Source organism: Bacillus sp. ES1-5 (assembly GCF_022487605.1).
Taxonomy (GTDB): domain Bacteria; phylum Bacillota; class Bacilli; order Bacillales; family Bacillaceae_G; genus Bacillus_A; species Bacillus_A wiedmannii.
In genome coordinates this window covers 1,012,166-1,030,702 of sequence record NZ_JAKVPU010000001.1, presented here as the reverse complement: position 1 = coordinate 1,030,702, position 18,537 = coordinate 1,012,166, and the positions used below count along the sequence as shown (strand labels likewise).

Annotated in this window: 19 protein-coding genes; 17 read left to right on the top strand and 2 right to left on the bottom strand. The window is 34.6% G+C overall.

The genetic code is table 11. From position 1 onward, the window contains the following. Positions 1-44: 44 nt before the first annotated feature. Positions 45-1,034, bottom strand: coding sequence for an S-layer homology domain-containing protein (locus tag MKO96_RS05285; RefSeq protein WP_240586904.1), 990 nt, complete (start codon positions 1,032-1,034; stop codon positions 45-47). A 358-nt stretch (positions 1,035-1,392) separates the two neighbouring features. Here MKO96_RS05285 and MKO96_RS05280 point away from each other — a divergent pair, with 358 nt between their 5' ends. The 9 genes from MKO96_RS05280 (at position 1,393) to MKO96_RS05240 (ending at position 9,747) form a co-directional block, all read left to right on the top strand. Further along, entirely contained in the window at positions 1,393-1,998 is a 606-nt protein-coding gene (locus MKO96_RS05280) for a TetR/AcrR family transcriptional regulator (protein ID WP_001290799.1), read from the top strand. Between the two features lie 15 nt (positions 1,999-2,013). Next, entirely contained in the window at positions 2,014-3,504 is a 1,491-nt protein-coding gene (locus MKO96_RS05275) for an o-succinylbenzoate--CoA ligase (protein ID WP_240586903.1), read from the top strand. 4 nt (positions 3,505-3,508) lie between these two features. After that, positions 3,509-3,925, top strand: coding sequence for a MaoC family dehydratase (locus MKO96_RS05270; protein ID WP_098057991.1), 417 nt, complete (start codon positions 3,509-3,511; stop codon positions 3,923-3,925). Further along, positions 3,925-4,920, top strand: coding sequence for a 3-oxoacyl-ACP synthase (locus MKO96_RS05265; RefSeq protein WP_240586902.1), 996 nt, complete (start codon positions 3,925-3,927; stop codon positions 4,918-4,920). Before MKO96_RS05270 ends, MKO96_RS05265 begins: the two co-directional genes overlap by 1 nt. Before the next feature lie 182 nt (positions 4,921-5,102). Further along, positions 5,103-6,320 (top strand): substrate-binding domain-containing protein, encoded by a 1,218-nt coding sequence (locus MKO96_RS05260; protein WP_240586901.1) that lies wholly within the window; start codon positions 5,103-5,105, stop codon positions 6,318-6,320. A gap of 89 nt (positions 6,321-6,409) precedes the next feature. Then, positions 6,410-7,183, top strand: coding sequence for an ABC transporter ATP-binding protein (locus MKO96_RS05255; RefSeq protein ID WP_240586900.1), 774 nt, complete (start codon positions 6,410-6,412; stop codon positions 7,181-7,183). Then, on the top strand, positions 7,161-7,862 hold the full coding sequence (locus tag MKO96_RS05250) for a branched-chain amino acid ABC transporter ATP-binding protein (RefSeq protein WP_240586899.1): 702 nt from the start codon (positions 7,161-7,163) through the stop codon (positions 7,860-7,862). Before MKO96_RS05255 ends, MKO96_RS05250 begins: the two co-directional genes overlap by 23 nt. A gap of 21 nt (positions 7,863-7,883) precedes the next feature. After that, on the top strand, positions 7,884-8,744 hold the full coding sequence (locus MKO96_RS05245; RefSeq protein WP_240586898.1) for a branched-chain amino acid ABC transporter permease: 861 nt from the start codon (positions 7,884-7,886) through the stop codon (positions 8,742-8,744). Between the two features lie 49 nt (positions 8,745-8,793). Then, the gene (locus MKO96_RS05240) at positions 8,794-9,747 is read left to right on the top strand and encodes a branched-chain amino acid ABC transporter permease (RefSeq protein ID WP_240587387.1); all 954 of its coding nucleotides are present in this window, start codon (positions 8,794-8,796) and stop codon (positions 9,745-9,747) included. Between the two features lie 92 nt (positions 9,748-9,839). Here the strand turns inward: MKO96_RS05240 and MKO96_RS05235 are convergent, their stop codons facing one another. Then, positions 9,840-10,628: a LysR family transcriptional regulator gene (locus MKO96_RS05235; protein ID WP_240586897.1), complete on the bottom strand. Its 789-nt coding sequence runs from the start codon at positions 10,626-10,628 to the stop codon at positions 9,840-9,842. A gap of 120 nt (positions 10,629-10,748) precedes the next feature. Here MKO96_RS05235 and MKO96_RS05230 point away from each other — a divergent pair, with 120 nt between their 5' ends. From MKO96_RS05230 to cydD, 8 genes are all read left to right on the top strand, one after another. Next, the gene (locus MKO96_RS05230) at positions 10,749-11,288 is read left to right on the top strand and encodes a DUF4865 family protein (RefSeq protein ID WP_240586896.1); all 540 of its coding nucleotides are present in this window, start codon (positions 10,749-10,751) and stop codon (positions 11,286-11,288) included. 41 nt (positions 11,289-11,329) lie between these two features. Beyond that, positions 11,330-11,725, top strand: a complete 396-nt coding sequence (locus tag MKO96_RS05225) for a tautomerase family protein (protein ID WP_240586895.1) — start codon at positions 11,330-11,332, stop codon at positions 11,723-11,725. 12 nt (positions 11,726-11,737) lie between these two features. Continuing rightward, entirely contained in the window at positions 11,738-12,061 is a 324-nt protein-coding gene (locus tag MKO96_RS05220; RefSeq protein ID WP_240586894.1) for a carboxymuconolactone decarboxylase family protein, read from the top strand. 153 nt (positions 12,062-12,214) lie between these two features. Further along, the gene (locus tag MKO96_RS05215) at positions 12,215-12,658 is read left to right on the top strand and encodes a MarR family winged helix-turn-helix transcriptional regulator (protein WP_001205523.1); all 444 of its coding nucleotides are present in this window, start codon (positions 12,215-12,217) and stop codon (positions 12,656-12,658) included. A gap of 83 nt (positions 12,659-12,741) precedes the next feature. Then, positions 12,742-13,797 (top strand): LLM class flavin-dependent oxidoreductase, encoded by a 1,056-nt coding sequence (locus tag MKO96_RS05210; protein ID WP_087980230.1) that lies wholly within the window; start codon positions 12,742-12,744, stop codon positions 13,795-13,797. A gap of 618 nt (positions 13,798-14,415) precedes the next feature. Then, positions 14,416-15,819 (top strand): cytochrome ubiquinol oxidase subunit I, encoded by a 1,404-nt coding sequence (cydA, locus tag MKO96_RS05205; protein WP_073518040.1) that lies wholly within the window; start codon positions 14,416-14,418, stop codon positions 15,817-15,819. Beyond that, the gene (gene cydB, locus MKO96_RS05200) at positions 15,806-16,822 is read left to right on the top strand and encodes a cytochrome d ubiquinol oxidase subunit II (protein WP_087980232.1); all 1,017 of its coding nucleotides are present in this window, start codon (positions 15,806-15,808) and stop codon (positions 16,820-16,822) included. Before cydA ends, cydB begins: the two co-directional genes overlap by 14 nt. Beyond that, on the top strand, positions 16,822-18,537 hold the full coding sequence (gene cydD, locus MKO96_RS05195) for a thiol reductant ABC exporter subunit CydD (protein WP_240586893.1): 1,716 nt from the start codon (positions 16,822-16,824) through the stop codon (positions 18,535-18,537). The genes cydB and cydD overlap by 1 nt, the downstream gene beginning before the upstream one ends.

The following is an 18,537-nucleotide window of genomic DNA, read 5'->3' as shown; positions in this document are numbered from 1 at the left end:
AGTAACTATTTAGCTACTTGTATTCATGTTAAATAGTCATTCTTTTAGTATTTTCGTTTTCCAAGAGAAACACTTACACTATAACCTCTACTAATTTCAACTTTGCGACCATCTAATTCTATTGTTCGAGAACTTGCAGTAGGGTTTTTTATTAGACTGTAAAGATAATCTGCTTTAGTTGGTAGTAGTGTGTTTAGAATTTTTTTCACCGGTTCGTTTAATACAGGGTCATCGCTACTAATAATCATTCTATATGCGCGGTCATCTTGGGAAGAAAAATCAAAAGACATAATGTTATCATATGCTTTACCATCTCTATTATATAAATAGTCATACTCGCGCTTTATAAATCCGGAATCAATCAATATATTATGAATTTCTTTATATGCATCCTCATCTTTCGCAGGAATAGAATCAGGAACAAAATAAGGGTTTACAGTAATTGCATTATACATAAACTTTGCAAATTGTTCCCTTGTTACATTCATTTCTCCGCCATATTTATAGTTTCCAATTCCGTTTGTAATGCCATTACTATACAATGAACGAACAGAGTTTGTTGCCCAATGATTATTTGGAACATCATAGAAAAGGTCGTTTGTTTTTACAGGTAAATGAAAAGATTTTTGTAAGATAACAGCCATTTCGTATCGAGTTAATGTGTCATCTGGTCTAAATTTGTCAGTGCTATTGTCCCCTGTCATGAGTCCTTTTTGAGCAACTGCTTTAATATTGTTTTCAAACATATGCCCATGAATATCAGAGAAATGTTTACTTGTAGATCCGGTATTTTCTAGTTTTAAGTATCTTGAAATAATCGCAGCTACTTGCCCACGAGTTACATTGTCCCCAAATCCAAATTTTCCGTTGCCATAACCACTAATGACCTTTTGTTCAGTTAAGTAGTTAATCGAATCTTTAGACCAATGCTCCTTTGGTACATCAATGAAACGTTCAGTTTGTGCATGAGCATTCGTTGCGCCGAATAGTGTCGCGGTAATTAAGCCTGTTGCAAGTACATGTTTAAAATTCATTATGATTCCTCCTAAGTATATAAAACAATATCTTCTCACTTATATCCGTTACTTTTAAGTGATAATCACTTATCTATTATATTAGTATATTTTGATTTTGTAAAATATGGATTTATCTTCGTAATGTTGCTTAAATATATATGGTGTTATAAGAAGGAGGGAAGTGCAAAAAAGTTAACCGACGGGGGCGTTTATTCATTTTGATTTGGGATGTGATATAAAATTCTAACTAATTAATAGTTGGTCAAAAGTAGACAACTTTTGTTGTGAGATAGAAAAACGTCTGCGGATTTTGTCTAATAAAAATAATTGTAAAATTCAGAAATATATTTATAATCAAATCTAAGAGGTGATTCAGGTGTCAGAAAAAATAATAATGGATGTAAAAAACTTAACAACAAAAGGATTAGAAACGAGAGAGAAATTATTGTGTGCTGCAGAAGAGGTGTTTGGTAGTAAAGGATATTACGAGGCTTCTATCGTGAATATTACACAAGAAGCAAAGGTAGCGCACGGAACTTTCTATAATTACTTTCCATCTAAAAAAGATATATTTGATGAATTGATTCGCAGATTGAACCGTGAGTTACGCTTAATTATTAAAGAAGAAATGAAGGGAATATCAAGTTATGAAGAGGCACAAAGAAGAGGTTTTCAGGCTTTTTTTCGGTGGGTGAAAGATCGACCTAATCTATATAACATTGTACAACAGGCAGTAGTTGTTGATGATAACTTATATAGATGGTATTATGCAAAGCTCGCAAATGGATTTTTAAAAAGTTTATCGGCTGGTATGGAAGCGGGAGAGTTTAAACAACTTGATAAAGAAACAATTGCGTATTGTCTTATGTCAATTGGGCAATTTTTAGGAATGCGATGGGGCTATTGGGAAGAGAAAGATGTTCCGGAAGATGTATTTGAAGCAGCGATGTCATTAATATTTGAAGGATTGAGAAAGAGATAAGGGAGTGGGGAAAATATGCAAGGCATTGCTTATTGGATTGAAAAACGGTCCTATTTACATCCAGATCGCATTGCCATTATTACAGAAGAGGAGGAAATGACATATAAACAGTTACATGAGTATGTAAGTAACGTAGCGGCATATTTAATTTATGACTTACATGTGCAAAAAGGAGAAAGGATAGCTATTTTATCACAAAATAGCTTGGAATATATTGTGCTTTTGTTTGCTATAGCAAAGGTAGAATGTGTTGCTGTTCCACTGAATATACGGTTAACAGAAAATGAACTTATATTTCAGTTAAAAGATAGTGGAGCTACAGTTTTATTTGTAGAGGAAACATTTCAAAATATGGCGCTGTCAATGCATAAGGTATCGTGCGTACAAAGAGTTATTTCGATTAAAAGTTTAAAAGAAATAGAAGATAGAAAAAGTTACAACTTTGAAGAGATAAATGAAAGCGCATCCTTTATTATATGTTATACATCAGGTACAACAGGAAAACCGAAAGGAGCTGTACTTACACAAGAAAATATGTTTTGGAATGCGCTTAACAATACATTTGCGATTGATTTAACTATTCACGACCGCTCCATTGTATTATTACCTTTATTTCATATTGGTGGGATTGGTTTATTCGCATTTCCAACTTTATTTGCAGGTGGCGTAATCATTATTCCAAGAAAATTTGAACCAACTACAGCTCTTTCCATGATAGAAAAACATAAAGTGACTGTAGTGATGGGAGTACCTACAATTCATCAAGCATTAATTAATTGCGCGAAGTTTGAAACTACAAATTTACAATCAGTTCGCTGGTTTTATAATGGCGGTGCTCCATGTCCAGAAGAGTTGATGAGAGAATTTATAGATAGAGGATTTTTATTTGGGCAAGGCTTTGGCATGACTGAAACATCACCAACCGTATTTATGCTTTCAGAAGAAGATGCAAGACGTAAAATAGGCTCAATTGGGAAACCAGTTCTGTTTTGTGATTATGTCCTTATTGATGAAAACAAAAATAAAGTTGAGGTTGGTGAAGTTGGAGAGTTACTTATAAGAGGCCCGAATGTAATGAAAGAGTATTGGAATCGGCCAGATGAAACAGAAGAAACGATTCAAGACGGTTGGTTATATACGGGAGATTTAGCTAAAGTTGATGAAGATGGTTTTGTATACATTGTCGGTAGAAAAAAAGAAATGATAATTTCCGGTGGTGAAAATATTTATCCACTTGAAGTAGAGCAGGTCATTAATAAGATTTCGGCGGTATATGAGGTAGCAGTCGTTGGTAGGCGACATGTAAAGTGGGGAGAGATTCCAATCGCCTTTATTGTGAAAAAGAGTAGCAGTGAATTAACTGAAAAGGAAGTCATTGAACATTGTCGTTTATTTCTAGCAAAATATAAAATTCCAAAAGAAATTGTATTTCTAGAGAAATTGCCTAAAAATGCAACTGGTAAAATTCAAAAAGCACAGTTAGCAAATCCATTGAAAAGCAGGTGAAGAGATGACGATGTATAGCACAGGTCAACAGGCATCATGTAGTAAAACAATAACAGAAACGGATTTTGTATTATTTGCAGGTTTGAGCGGGGATTTCAATCCAATTCATATTGATCATGAGTATGCGAAACAAACTAGATTTAATCAAAGAATCGCACATGGTTTACTAACTTCTAGTCTATTATCACAATTGCTTGGGATTCATTTACCTGGAAAAGGATCTGTTTATATGGAACAAACTATTAAATTTACAGCACCAGTCTTTATAGGAGATACGGTTACAGCTACGGCTACAGTGCAAGAATTTATGATAGAAAAGAGAGTTTTGAAATTGTTAACGGAGTGTCATAACCAAAAAGGAGATTTAGTGTTAACAGGTGTAGCGACTATGATGGTACCAAAAGAAGGAGGAGTAGTCTAATGAATATTGGGATTGAAGCGACTGGTGTTTTCTTCCCAAAAGACGTAGAGACGGCCGCAGACCTATCTCAAAAAACAGGTATCCCTGAGCATATTATTATAGAAAAGTTTGGATTATATGAAAAACATGTCGCAGACGAAACGATGCATGTATCAGATTTAGCTATTGCTGCTGCAAAGCCAATATTATTACAAGTAGATCCTCAATCTATTGATGTAGTCATTTATTTTGGCAGTCCACATAAAGATTACCACGTATGGTCAAGTGCCCCCAAAATTCAGTATGAACTTGGATTGAAAAATGCTTATGCTTTTGAAATTATGAATGTTAGTTCTTGCTTTCCTATTGCTCTCAAAGTCGCAAAAGATATGCTCTACTCCGATAACTCAATTGAAAATATATTATTAGTAGGTGGATGTAAAGAATCTCAAATTGTAGATTATGATAATCCACGATCACGTTTTATGTTTAATTTCGCTGATGGGGGAAGTGCAGCTTTAGTGAAAAAGGACGCTAAAAACGGTGAAATATTAGGCAGTGCGATTATAACAGATGGTTCATTTCATGACGATGTTCGTATTCCAGCTGGTGGATCGAAGCAGGTTGCGAGCTATGATACAGTTGAGAATCGACAACATTATATTGATGTAATAGATCCTAAAAGTATGAAAGAACGTCTAGACCGGGTTTCAATCTCTAATTTTGACAAGGTTATTCGGGAGGCGTTAAGAAAAAGTGGATTTACTCCTAAAGATATTAAAGTATTGTTACCACTGCATACAAAACGTTCTATGTTAATAAAATTGATACAGGGACTAGGGCTAGCAGAAGAACAAGTTGTATATTTAGATCATTATGGACATATGTCAGCGCTTGATCCTTGCATTGGTCTTCACTTTGCAAATGAACAAGGAAAATTACAGGCTGGAGATATTGCAGTAGTAGTAAGTGCCGGGACTGGGTATACGTGGGCAGCGACTGTAATTAGGTGGTGAAAAATACTAGATGAGTATATGGTAAATGGAGGTATTTGGAAAGAGGCGGCGAATGTAAAGGTACTTCATTACATTTTTTTTAACAGATTTGTTTGTATGATTCAAAGGAAAAGTCATAATTACGGATGGGTAACTTTGGCGTGTTTGACTCTATCAGAAAGTAAAGTATGGGGAGGATCACAATGTCGATGAAAAAACGTAAATGGCTAAGAATGGTGGCTACTGGTTGTGTGTTAGGCTCGTTATTAATAACGGCAGCTTGTTCAGGAAAGAAAACAAGTACAGAGGATGAAAAGACGATTAAGGTAGGGGTTCTTGCTTCATTAACAGGTCCATTAGAATCATATGGAAAACAAACAGTGAACGGATTTGAATTAGGGTTAGACTATGCAACGGGTGGAACTGGGAAAGTGGAAGGGAAGAAGATTAAGTTTGTTGTAGAAGATACGGAAACGAAAGCAGATGTAGCAGTGAAGAAAGCTACGAAGTTATTAGAAGAAGAGAAAGTTGATTTTTTAGTCGGATCGTCTAGTTCAAGTGATACATTAGCGGTTTTACCACTAGCTGAAGAATATGAAAAAATTATGGTTGTTGAACCGGCAGTAGCTGATAGTATCACTGGGAAGAACTGGAATAAATATATTTTTAGAACAGGTAGAAATTCATCCCAAGATGCAGTCGCTGGTGCTGCGGCAATTGCTAAAAAAGATGTGAAAATAGCAACGTTAGCACAAGATAATGCTTACGGCCGTGAAGGAATTGCGGCATTTAAAGCTGGAGCGAAGAAATTAGGTGCGAATATTGTAAACGAGCAATATGCTGATACAAATTCGACTGACTTTACTGCAAATATTCAAAATATCATTAGCTCAAAACCAGATTATTTATTTATCGTTTGGGCAGGGGCAAACTCACCTTGGAAACAGTTAAAAGATATGAATGTGGAAGCACAAGGTATTAAAATTTCTACAGGTGCACCAGATATACCGGCATTAAAAACGATGGATGCGTTAGTAGGAATGCAAGGTTTTTCTGTTTATTATCATACACTCCCGAAAAATAAGGTGAATGATTGGTTAGTTGAAGAACATAAAAAACGATTTAATGGTGCGGTGCCAGATTTATTTACAGCGGGTGGAATGTCAGCGGCAATTTCTATTGTAGAAGCTTTAAAGAAATCAAAAGGTGATACGGATGTAGATACGTTGATTAAGAAAATGGAAGGAATGGAATTTGATACACCGAAAGGAAAGATGAAGTTTAGAGAAAAGGATCACCAAGCGATGCAGACACTGTATTCTATCACATTGAAAAAGCAAGATGGTGTTGACTATCCGGTGCCAGTATTAGAGCGAGAATTAACGATGAAAGAGACAGAACCACCAGTTCAAAATAAATAGACTGAATTTTCTGTTGTTTTTGTATAAAGAGGGGATACCCTCTTTATACGTATTTCTTTCATACTCAAAGCTTTAAAGGGAGGGATTTCGTGACACATTTGCTTGAAACGAAAAATCTTAGCGTATCTTTTGGTGAACATCATGTTATTAAGGATGTGAATTTAACAGTACAAAAAGGAAAGCTCATTTCCATTATTGGACCAAATGGTGCAGGAAAAACAACGTTATTTAATTTACTTAGTGGACAAATTTCTCCAACAAAGGGTGAAGTATATTTTAAAGGACAAGAGATTACAAAGTTATCAATTTCGGATCGAACTCGATTAGGAATTGGTCGTTCTTTTCAACTTACCAATATATTCCCAGAGTTAACGGTACTTGAAAATGTTCGTTTAAGTGTTCAATCATTTGTTCAAGATTACTATAGTTTTTTTCCGAGTTCGGCAAAATTTAAGCAACAAGTGGGAGAGGCAAGACGTTTCTTAAAAACAGTATTACTTCAGGAGAAAGAACATGTATTAGCGAAAGATTTAGCGCATGGAGAAAAACGAAAGTTAGAGCTTGCGATGTTATTAGCTTTAAAAACAGATGTGTTACTACTTGATGAGCCGACGGCAGGTATATCAGTTGAGGAGGTACCGGCAATCTTACAAGTAATTGAAAATATTAAGAAACATCCAGAGAGTACAATTGTACTAATTGAACACAAAATGGATATGGTACTAGGTTTGTCAGACCATCTTATCGTTTTATTCCATGGAGAGTTATTAGCTGAAGGTTTGCCCGAAGAAATGATGAAAGATGAGCGTGTACAAAGTGCTTATTTAGGGGGATTATATAGTGGCACTACTACAAGTGAATAATATAGAGACGTATTTAGATCAGTTTCATATTTTACAAGGGGTATCTCTTGCTGTTGAGAAAGGAACGATTACTGTACTGTTTGGAAGAAATGGGGCAGGGAAGACTACGACATTACGTTCGGTTATGGGGTTTCACCATATCGCACATGGTGAAATTTATTATGATCGTACACAAGTAAATGGATTATCTACACATTTAATTTCAAGGAAAGGAATAGGGTATGTACCAGAAAATCAAGGTATTTTTCACGATCTGACAGTAGAAGAAACATTCGCTCTTGCTAGGGGGAAGGGCGAAGAAGTGGAAGAGAAAATGGAGTGGATGCTTGAATTATTTCCGGATTTAAAGCAGTTTTGGCACAAAAAAAGCGGACTATTAAGCGGAGGACAAAAACAAATGCTAGCAATTTCAAGAGCATTTATTAATAGTGATGGTTTATTACTTATTGATGAGCCGAGTAAAGGCTTGTCCCCTATTATGATAGAAAAATTAATGATAGCCATTTTAAAAATGAAGGAGAAAACAACAGTTTTACTCGTTGAACAAAACTTTATGATGGCTAGTCAAATTGGCGATTACTTTTATATTATGGATAACGGAAGAATTGTTCATAACGGTTTTATGCATGAATTAAAAGAGGATAAGGAAATGTGTCACAAATATTTAGGAATCTCTTAACATGAATCCGGGGTGAGAAGGATGGATGTGTTAATCAATTTATTTGTAAATGGGATTTCAACAGGGATGCTCATTTTTTTATTAGCATCAGGTCTTTCACTTATTTTCGGTTTAATGAGCGTTCTAAACTTCGCACATGGTGGTTTATTTGCCTGGGGAGCGTTTACAGGTGTTTGGTTATTTAATATGACAGGTAGTTATGCATTAGCTTTAATTGGCGCAATTGCTATGGGGATGTTTCTTGGATTCATTTTAGAAAGATTCCTTATTAGACCCGTATATGGAAATCATGTTCGCCAGCTACTTGTGACGCTTGGAGGAATGCTTGTACTTAGTGAATGTATTAAAGTATTTTGGGGGCCAAATCCAATTGGTGCTAAATTACCGTTATGGTTACAAGGTAGTTATACATTTGAAGGCGTTATATTAATTAAATATCGTCTATTCGTTATTTTAATTGGGATCATCATTTACATTACCTTACTATTATTGCTCAAAAAAACAAGGATAGGTCTAATGATCCGCGCAGGTGTAACGGATAAAGAAATGGTTCAAGCGCTCGGTATTAACGTAAAAGCGATATTTTCTTTCGTCTTTTTATTAGGAGCAGGGATGGCAGCGTTGGGAGGCTTCTTATTAGCACCGTATTCAGGAGTTATTTTCGCCGAGATGGGTATGCAGTATGCGATTTTAGCTTTCATAGTAGTAATCATTGGAGGATTAGGAAGCGTACAAGGTTCAGCAATCGCATCTTTAATTGTCGGATTAGCGGGTGCTTTTACAGCGTATTTTATACCGGATTTATCACTTGCAATCAATATGTTAATGTTACTATTTTTCTTAATAGTGAAGCCAAATGGACTTGTTAGTGAAAAGGGGTGAAATAGTGAACAGGACATCAAATCGAATTAAAGTATACTTCGGAGTATGTATGCTCATTTGTTTAAGTGTATTTCCATTCGTAAATGATTCACGGAGCTTATTAATTTTGTTCACTCAAATTTTCATCTTTGCTATTTTTGCAATGAGTTTTGATGTATTGCTTGGGTATACAGGAATTGTATCGTTCGGCCATTGTATGTTTTTTGGAATAGGAGCGTATGGCGTAGCGCTTTTATTTGATCGGCAAGGAGTATCCATAACGAATTTTTTAATAGGGATAATAGCTGCAATTATCATTTCAGCAATTGTTAGTTATATAATTGGTTTGCTTTCGTTACGGCTGAAAAGTCATTTTTATGCAATGTTAACACTTGCAATTTCACAGTTGTTTTTCGTACTTGCTGAAAAATGGCGTGGACTCACTCACGGAGGGGACGGTTTTACATTTGGTGTACCAGATATATTCCGTGATCGTTTTACGTTTTATTATGTAACACTTATATGTTTAATTGTCATTTTTATTCTGTTACGTCTTTTCACAAAATCTTCTATTGGAAAAGTATTAAAGGCAATTTCACAAAATGAGCAACGTGTTGAAGCATTAGGATATAAAGTTCTTCATTATAAAATTATTGCTAGTATTGTTGCAGGAGTAGTTGCTACAATTAGCGGTGGTTTATTTGTTATCACACTACGCTTTGTTAATACGACTGTATTTTCAATTGAAATGACATTAAATGCATTATTGATGACGATGATTGGAGGCGTTGGAACATTAATTGGAGCAATTGCTGGAGCTGGAATTATTGAATCACTAAAATATTATTTATCAGAAATAGCTACAGTGTATCCAATTTTTGAACGATGGACAATTATTCTTGGTTTATTATACATTATCGTCTTGCTAGTTTTTCCGAAAGGATTAGTTGGCACGATTAAGAGACTGAAGAATGTGAAACAGAGTAAGAAGGAGAAAAGTGCAGAAGTGGAGCAAAATGTGTGAAAAATCAATTGCATAGAATATAAAAATCCCTCTTTTAGATTCGTAAAGGAGGGATTTTTATTGGTGAATGTAATTAGTTTATAGCTATTCTATTAATCAAATAGTTCATCAGGGATTTGTTTTAAAGAGTGTTGATTTGTAAAAAAATGAACAGCTAATTTCTCAATTGGAACATTTTCAATTGGTACCAATTTATCATTTCTAATCGGTAAAAAGGCTATTCCGTTGCCATCGTTTATAAAATCTTCAATGAGTGAATAAGAATCTAATTGTTGAAGTTGATGCTGAGATAGATTATTTTCTTTTAGAAATTGTATCGTCCTATTTCTAAAAGGGCACTTTTTGTCATTGCTAACGAAGAAGAGTTCCTTTGAAAAGTCAATGGTACACTTTTCTTTCGCTTTTAATAAGCCTACAGAAATTGAAGTGGAAAATACTTTTTTAAACGCTGTGTCCGGGTAATCCTCATAAGTAATGACCATATCAACTTTTTGTTGCTGCAGTAATTTTTGCAAATGACTACTATTTTCTACATATATTTGATAATTCCTGAAATTTTCTTTAATGCGCTTACTTACATAATTAGTCAAAATAGATTGTGACGTCGCAATTATATAAGAAGAACCATTCGTTTTAATTTTATCTTTTGCTTCTTCTACTAGAGTTAATATTTGATTCGTGTAGTCTAATAAAATGTCACCAGAAGGTAACAAGGAAACGCCTTTGTTATCTCTATGTAGTAAAGGAGTTTCTAATTCTTGTTCTAATTTTTTGATTCGCTCAGTTACGTTCGGTTGAACATATCCTAACTCTTTCGCAGCTTTACTAATAGAACCTTCGATGGCTACAGTTTTGAATATAATAAGATCATTAATTTCCATGTATCTCAGCTCCTTATACGGTATCATTATAAATGATATCAAACATAATTTATACCTATTTTACGTTAGGCAATCACCGGTTTATCATTGTGTATATAAGATAGAAAGTGAGTGATAAACATGATTGGAATGCAATATAAGGTCATTTTGCCAAAGGATTATGACATGGAGATTATTAGGGAAAGGGTAAAGGATAATGGGCATAAAACGGATGGTTTTCAAGAGTTGAATTTTAAAGCGTATTTAATAAATGAGGCAGGTAAGGACGGGAATTTCTATAACTGTTATGCCCCTTTATATATTTGGAATGGCCATGAAGGAATGAATAAATTTATATTTGAAGGGTATTACGATAATATTTTACAATCTTTTGGATGGCAACAAATAAATATAGGTGTTCCATTAGTTGTTAATTTAAGTGATGATTTTAAGAAATGTAGATATGTTGTTGAATATGCAGGTATTATTTGTCACAGGGAATCATTGTTGGGGACTCAATCTACCATTATGAATCAGACTGTAGAAGAGTGTTTAGGAAATGTAATAGTATATAATCCGGATAAATGGAGATATAGTCAGTTTAATTTTTATGAAGAAAAGCCTGATACGGTAACTAATAAAGATGTTACAGTATATGAGATTTTGCACATTTCACGATGAATACTTGTTGAAGTTAAATTAAGAAAAAGGAATGAAAATGTATGCCTTTTGTGAACGTTTATTATCATGAAAATATATTAAATAAAGAAGAATTGAAAAAGATAGGTGAATGTATTCATTTTTCATTAATTGAACATTTTAACATCCCTGAAAATGATTTTTTTCAAATGTTTTTACCTTATCAACAAAATCACTTTTTATATAATCCATATTATTTATTAGAAAGAGGAGAAAAGAGAACAGACAATATGATTTATGTTTCTATTACATGTGGACCGGGAAGAACGATAAAACAGAAAAGGGATCTGTATCAGTCGATATCCTTGAAGGTTTCTGAATGTTCTAGTATAAAAAGTGCAGACATTTTTATTACGCTAAATGAGACAGTTGCTGAAAATTGGTCGTTTGGTCAAGGATTGGCGCAATTGGTAAAATGAAAGGGGAGTGAAATGATGAATGAATCCATTGAATATTGTATTCAAAAGAAAATGAGAGAAATGGCACCTGCATTTGCTCATTATAGTGAAGAGATATTGTTCGAGGAAGTGTGGCGGGATGCCACTTTAACATTAAGAGAAAGAAGTTTATGTACAGTGGCGGCACTAATTAGTCTTAATCAGACAGAACAATTACCATTTCATTTGCGGTTGGCCAAACAAAATGGAATTGCAGAAAATGAGATGATTGCACTAATAACACATATGGCTTTTTATGTTGGTTGGCCCAAAGCAGTGGGAGCTTTAAATATAGCAATGAATGAAATGGAAAGTTAAGAATAACGATAAGAAAGAATTCATTTAAATATGAATTCTTTCTTATCGTTATTTATGCAATACTCTAATGAGATATTTTTCACTTTTTCTCTTGCTTTTTTATCACTTGCGTAGTAAAGTGATAGTAAGATTCACGATAGGAAGTGATCAAATATGCGTGATAATACGATAGGATCATTAATATGGTTACGTTTAATACGATTTACGAACCAAAGTAATCAGATGTCAAATGAGTTTTTAAAACGTTTTGATTTAACGACAGCTCAATTTGATGTGCTTTTGCAAATACGTACGTATCAGCCACTAACACAAATGGAGTTAGCTGAGAAGGTTACTGTTACACAAGGTGGCATTTCTCGAATGTTAACTCGTCTTGAAAAAGAAGGATATATTGTGCGAAAACAAGACTGGAAAACGAAAACAATTAGTCTTACAGAGCAAGGGGAAGCAGCTTTAGAGAGAGCATTGCCAGAGCAACTTGCATTTCAATCATCGTTTTTTGATGATGTATTAAATGAAGAAGAGCAGAAAATATTATACGAGCTAATGACGAAAGTTCATAAGCATAGCGAAAAAAAAGAATTGCCGCAAGAGTAATTTTTTTTACACTATCAATTGACTAATCAAGTGAAAAATAATTGAAGAATATGAATACGACTGAATTAAAGGAGAGAGCAACTATGAAAAAATACCGTATGGATACAAGTAAAGGAATAGAGTTTGGATTATATTCAATTGGGGATCATGTTTTAAATCCACATAACGGAGAGAAAATTAGTGCAGAACAAAGAATTCATGAATTAATTGAAACAGCAAAGTTAGCGGATGAATCTGGACTTGATGTATTTGCTGTCGGTGAAAGTCATCAAACGCATTTTACAACGCAAGCTCATACAGTTATTTTAGGAGCTATTGCACAAGCTACGAAAAATATAAAAATTGCAAGTTCAGCAACGATAGTAAGTACATCTGATCCGGTACGAGTGTATGAGGATTTTGCTACAATTGACTTGATTTCTAATGGACGTGCAGAAATCGTGGCTGGTCGTGGATCTCGTATTGGGGGATATAGTTTACTTGGTTATGACGTGAATGATTATGAAGAGTTATTTGAAGAGAAGATGGATCTTTTATTAAAAATTAATAAAGAGGAACATGTAACATGGAACGGACAGTTCAGAGCGCCGCTTGCACATGCATCGGTTATTCCGAGAGCTAAAAATAATAACTTACCAATTTGGCGTGCTGTTGGTGGCCCGCCAGCTAGTGCGATTAAAGCAGGACGTGCGGGTGTACCAATGATGATAACAACACTAGGTGGTCCAGCTATTAACTTTAAAGGATCAGTAGATGCTTACCGTGAGGCAGCGGCGCAAAGTGGATTTAATCCAGCAAGTTTGCCAGTTGCAACAACGAGTTTATTTTATACAGCAAAAAATTCACAAGATGCGTTTAGTGAATACTATCCTCATATTAATGCTGGTATGCTTACACTGCGTGGTGGTGGGTATCCGAAGCAACAATTTACAAATGCAGTAGATTACCGTGACGCATTAATGGTTGGTAGCCCGCAACAAATTATTGAAAAAATGCTTTACCAATATGAGTTGTTTGGACAACAACGTTTTATGGCACAAATTGATTTTGGTGGTGTACCACTTAATAAAATTGAGAAAAACATCGAATTAATTGCGACTGAAATATTACCGGCTGTTAGAAAACATACAGCAAAATAATTTGAAAAATACCGAGAGTCTAATCGATTCTCGGTATTTTTTTTATGTATGAATTTTGTTTGAAAAAATGACAAAAAAATGAATTTTTAGTCTAGAAAAAGGGAGGGTATTTTCTATTTTTGAATAACATTATTTTGTGTTTGAATTTTAGAAATGTATTTTTCTCTTGACAAAAAAATAACTGATTTCTTCATTGGTAAAGAGGACATTTTTTCGTGAAAAAGTCAAGCGTATGTAGAGGAAAATGATTTTTTTATTGATACGAAAGTAAGTCTTATATTAAAAAAATACATTTTATTAATGAGAAAAATCTAATTCAAAAAAATGACAAAAGACATATTTCAGACAAAATGATGTCAATAATACGTCAAAAATCAGCTGAATTTACTATGCAGGTATATTATACAATTCGATTAACGGATAAAACACTACTGAAATAGTGAAAAGGTAAATTTTATGAGAAAGTTCTTTTGTAATGATCTTGAAAACTGAAAATTTATATTTTCTAAAAGTACATAAACAAATTTATCTTTCTATATTTCTAAGATTTGAGTTGTTTTATACATACAACTCAATTGAAATTACGATATAAAAAATTATGAAGGAAGTGATTGTAGTATGGAAACGCTCGAATTGGCACGAATACAATTCGCATCAACAACGATTTTCCATTACTTTTTTGTTCCGCTGTCTATTGGTTTAGCTTTTATCATTGCGTTAATGCAAACGTTATATGTGGTAAAGGGACAAGAAATTTATAAGAAGATGACGAAGTTTTGGACACAAATATTCCTAGTTAACTTTGCGGTAGGGGTAGTAACTGGTATTTTACAAGAATTCCAGTTTGGCATGAACTGGTCAACATATTCACGTTTCGTAGGTGATGTGTTTGGTCCATCACTTGCAATTGAAGGCTTATTAGCATTTTTCATAGAGTCTACATTCCTAGGTTTATGGGTATTCGGTGAGGATAAATTACCGAAGCGAATTCACTTGTTATGTATTTGGCTCCTTTCAATTGGAACAATGTTATCAGCGTTTTGGATTTTAACTGCAAGTGCATTTATGCAATCGCCAGTAGGATATGAAATGGCAGCAGATGGACGTGCACAAATGAATGATTTCTTAGCGATTATTCAAAACCCACAATTATGGGTACAATTCCCGCATACAATTACAGCGGCGATTGCAACTGGTGCCTTCTTTATTGCAGGTGTGAGTGCATGGAAAATAACGAAAGCTCAAGAAACTGAAGTGTTTAAAAAATCGTTCCGCATTTCTATCATTGTTGGAACACTTACAACTGCGCTAGTATTATTCTTTGGTCATGCGCAAGCACAACAATTAATTAAGACACATCCAATGAAAATGGCAGCAGCTGAAGCGTTATGGAATACGAGTGAGGATCCAGCGCCATTTACAGTATTTGCGAAAATTGATGCAGAGAAGCAAGAAAATTCGTTTGAAATTCAAATCCCTTATATGCTAAGTCTTTTATCATTTGATAAATTTAGCGGTCAAGTAGAAGGGATGAATCAAATTCAAAAACAATATGAAGAAAAATATGGGCCTGGAGATTATATACCGCCAGTACACACTATGTTCTGGAGTTTTAGAGCGATGGTAATGAGTGGAACATTTATGCTTCTTCTAGGAGCGTACGGATGGTTCTTATCAAGAAAAGATCGTTTAGCTGAAAAAACTTGGTATTTAAAATTAATGGTGTATGCAATTGCACTACCGTTTATCGGTAATACAGTAGGATGGATTATGACTGAAATGGGACGTCAGCCTTGGGTAGTTTTCGGTGTTATGAAAACGGAAGATGCTGTATCTCCAAATGTTACGTTCGGAGAAGTATTATTCTCTTTAGTTTCATTCACATCACTATATTTAATTATAGGAGGAATTACTGTTTACTTATTCGTTCGTGTCATTAAAGGACATGAAAATAAGAAAACGAAACAGGATTCTCAAAGCCATGATCCATTTGATAAGGAGGAAGAGTATGTTATCTCTTAATGAGTTGTGGTTTATCATTATTGCAATTTTATTCGTAGGCTTCTTTGTACTTGAAGGTTTCGATTTCGGTGTAGGTATAGTTTCAAGGTTTTTAGGGGAAAACGATTTAGAGAAAAGAATATATTTAAATACAATTGGTCCATTTTGGCACGCGAATGAAGTATGGCTTGTTTGTGCTGGTGGAGCTATGTTCGCAGCATTCCCGCACTGGTATGCAACTTTATTTAGCGGGTTTTACATTCCGTTTGTATTTATGCTTCTTGCTTTAATTATAAGAGGGGTTTCCTTTAAATTCCGTGCGAAAATAGATAATCATAAATGGAAAGGTTTTTGGGATTGGGGTATGTTTTTAGGAAGTTTACTACCACCTATCCTTTGGGGAGTTGCAATTGCTAACTTTATGGTAGGTATTCCAATTGATGAAACGAAAAATGCTGTAGGTGGATTCTTACCATTACTTCATCCATTTGCATTACTTGGAGGAGTTATGTTCCTTCTTTTATGTATTGTTCACGGTTTGCAATTCCTTACTATCCGTACAACTGGTAAGTTAAGAGAACGTGCACGTATTGCTGCAATGAAAATTGCACCACTTGCAATTATAGCACTCCTTATTTTTGCCGGTGTAGGGTTATGGAAAACAGATATTTTCACTGGTCATGGTACAGAGTGGATTATGGTTCCGATTGGAGCTTTTGTAGCATTATGTGCGTCAACATTATTAAATAAAAGAAGAAGAGATGGTTGGGCTTTCGTTATGACGAGTTTAACAATCATTTTACTAAGTGCGAGTGTGTTTGCCGGCATGTTCCCACGTGTCTTAATTAGCTCGTTAGGGTCAATATACGATTTAACAATTTATAATGCAGCATCAGGAGATTATGCACTAAAACTGATGACGTATTTTTCAATTGCTATATTGCCATTTGTTTTGGGAAGTCAAATATGGAGTTTCTATGTGTTTAGACAACCTGTTAAGTCAGATAAAGATTTGGAGTACTAATGAAAAGAAAAAGAGGACTTCCGTCGTATCCTGGTAGCCGAGTTTTATATGTAGTGTTAACAATCATTAGCATTTTAGAAGCTATAAGTATTATTGCGCAAACAGTGTTTTTAGCACGGGCTATTACGTTTTTATTTCAAGGAGAAACTGTGCAATCTGTGTTAAATGAAACGGTTTATTTTGGGATCACGTTTGCAGTACGTCATATGCTAGTGCGAATATCGCAAATATTAGTGGAACGTTTCGCTGAAAAAACAGGATCGCTACTGAGAAAACAATTGATAGAGGCGTATTTCACATTAGGTCCACGTTATGTTCAAACTGCTGGAACTGGTCATCTGGTTACCTTATCGATAGAAGGTATTGAGAAGTTTAAAACATATATAGAATTAACAATTCCTAAAATGATTAGAAGTAGTATCGTACCGGGACTAATTGTACTATATGTTTTTACGCTAGATATTGAGTCTGGAATCATTTTAGTTGTAACGATTCCTATCGTGATTATATTTATGATCCTACTAGGATTAGCAGCGCAAAAGATGGCGGATAGTCAGTATGAGTCGTATCGTGTACTTTCTAATCATTTTGTAGATACGTTAAAAGGATTAGAAACATTAAAGTATTTAGGTAAAAGTAAACAGCACGAAGGAAAGATTGAAAAAGTAAGTAAAAGATATAGAAAAGCAACGATGCGTACTTTGCGAGTTGCTTTTCTTTCTTCTTTTGCATTAGATTTCTTTACGAGTTTATCAATCGCATTTGTGGCGGTCGGATTAGGGATACGTTTAATAGATGGGACAATTGTACTATTGCCAGCCCTTACGATTTTAATTTTAGCTCCGGAATATTTCTTGCCGATTAAACAAGTTGGAGCGAATTATCATGCTACGTTAGATGGACAACTTGCAATGGAGCAAATAGAAGAGATTTTACAGCAACAAAAAGCAATAGGAACGAAAGAATCAAATGTAGATCTAATATGGAATTCCTCTAGTAACTTGAAATTACAAGATGTAAAAGTAAAGAATGATGAATCGGAAAAATCTATATTAGAGGGAATTGATTTTACTTGGAAAGGTACCGGTGCTATAGGTGTAATTGGTGAAAGTGGGGCAGGGAAATCGACGTTAATTGACGTATTAGCAGGATTTTTAACTCCTTCGGGTGGAAAGCTGATAGTAAATGGTGTGAAAATTGACGGGTCTACTCGAGAAGATTGGCAAAAGAATATTGCTTACATTCCGCAGCAACCTTACATTTTCCCGCTTTCATTAAAAGATAACATTTGTTTCTATGAAACAAATACAACTGATGCAGAAGTGGAAAGAGTTATTAATGAAGTTGGTCTTCGTTCACTCATTACATCGCTTCCGAACGGGATGTATGAAAGAATTGGAGAAGGTGGACGTATGCTTAGTGGCGGGCAAGAACAACGTGTCGCTATGGCGCGTGCTCTTTTAAGTAAAAAGCCAATTATTCTATTAGACGAGCCTACAGCACATCTTGATATTGAAACTGAATTTGAAATAAAGCAAGCGATGTTACGTCTGTTTGAAGGTAAGTTAGTATTTCTTGCAACACATCGTCTTCACTGGATGAAACAGATGGATCATATTCTTATTTTAAATAAAGGGGAAATGATAGAAAGCGGAACGTATGAAGAACTTTTAAAGAATGAGGCATTACATTTTCACAGGAAAGAGAGGGGATAG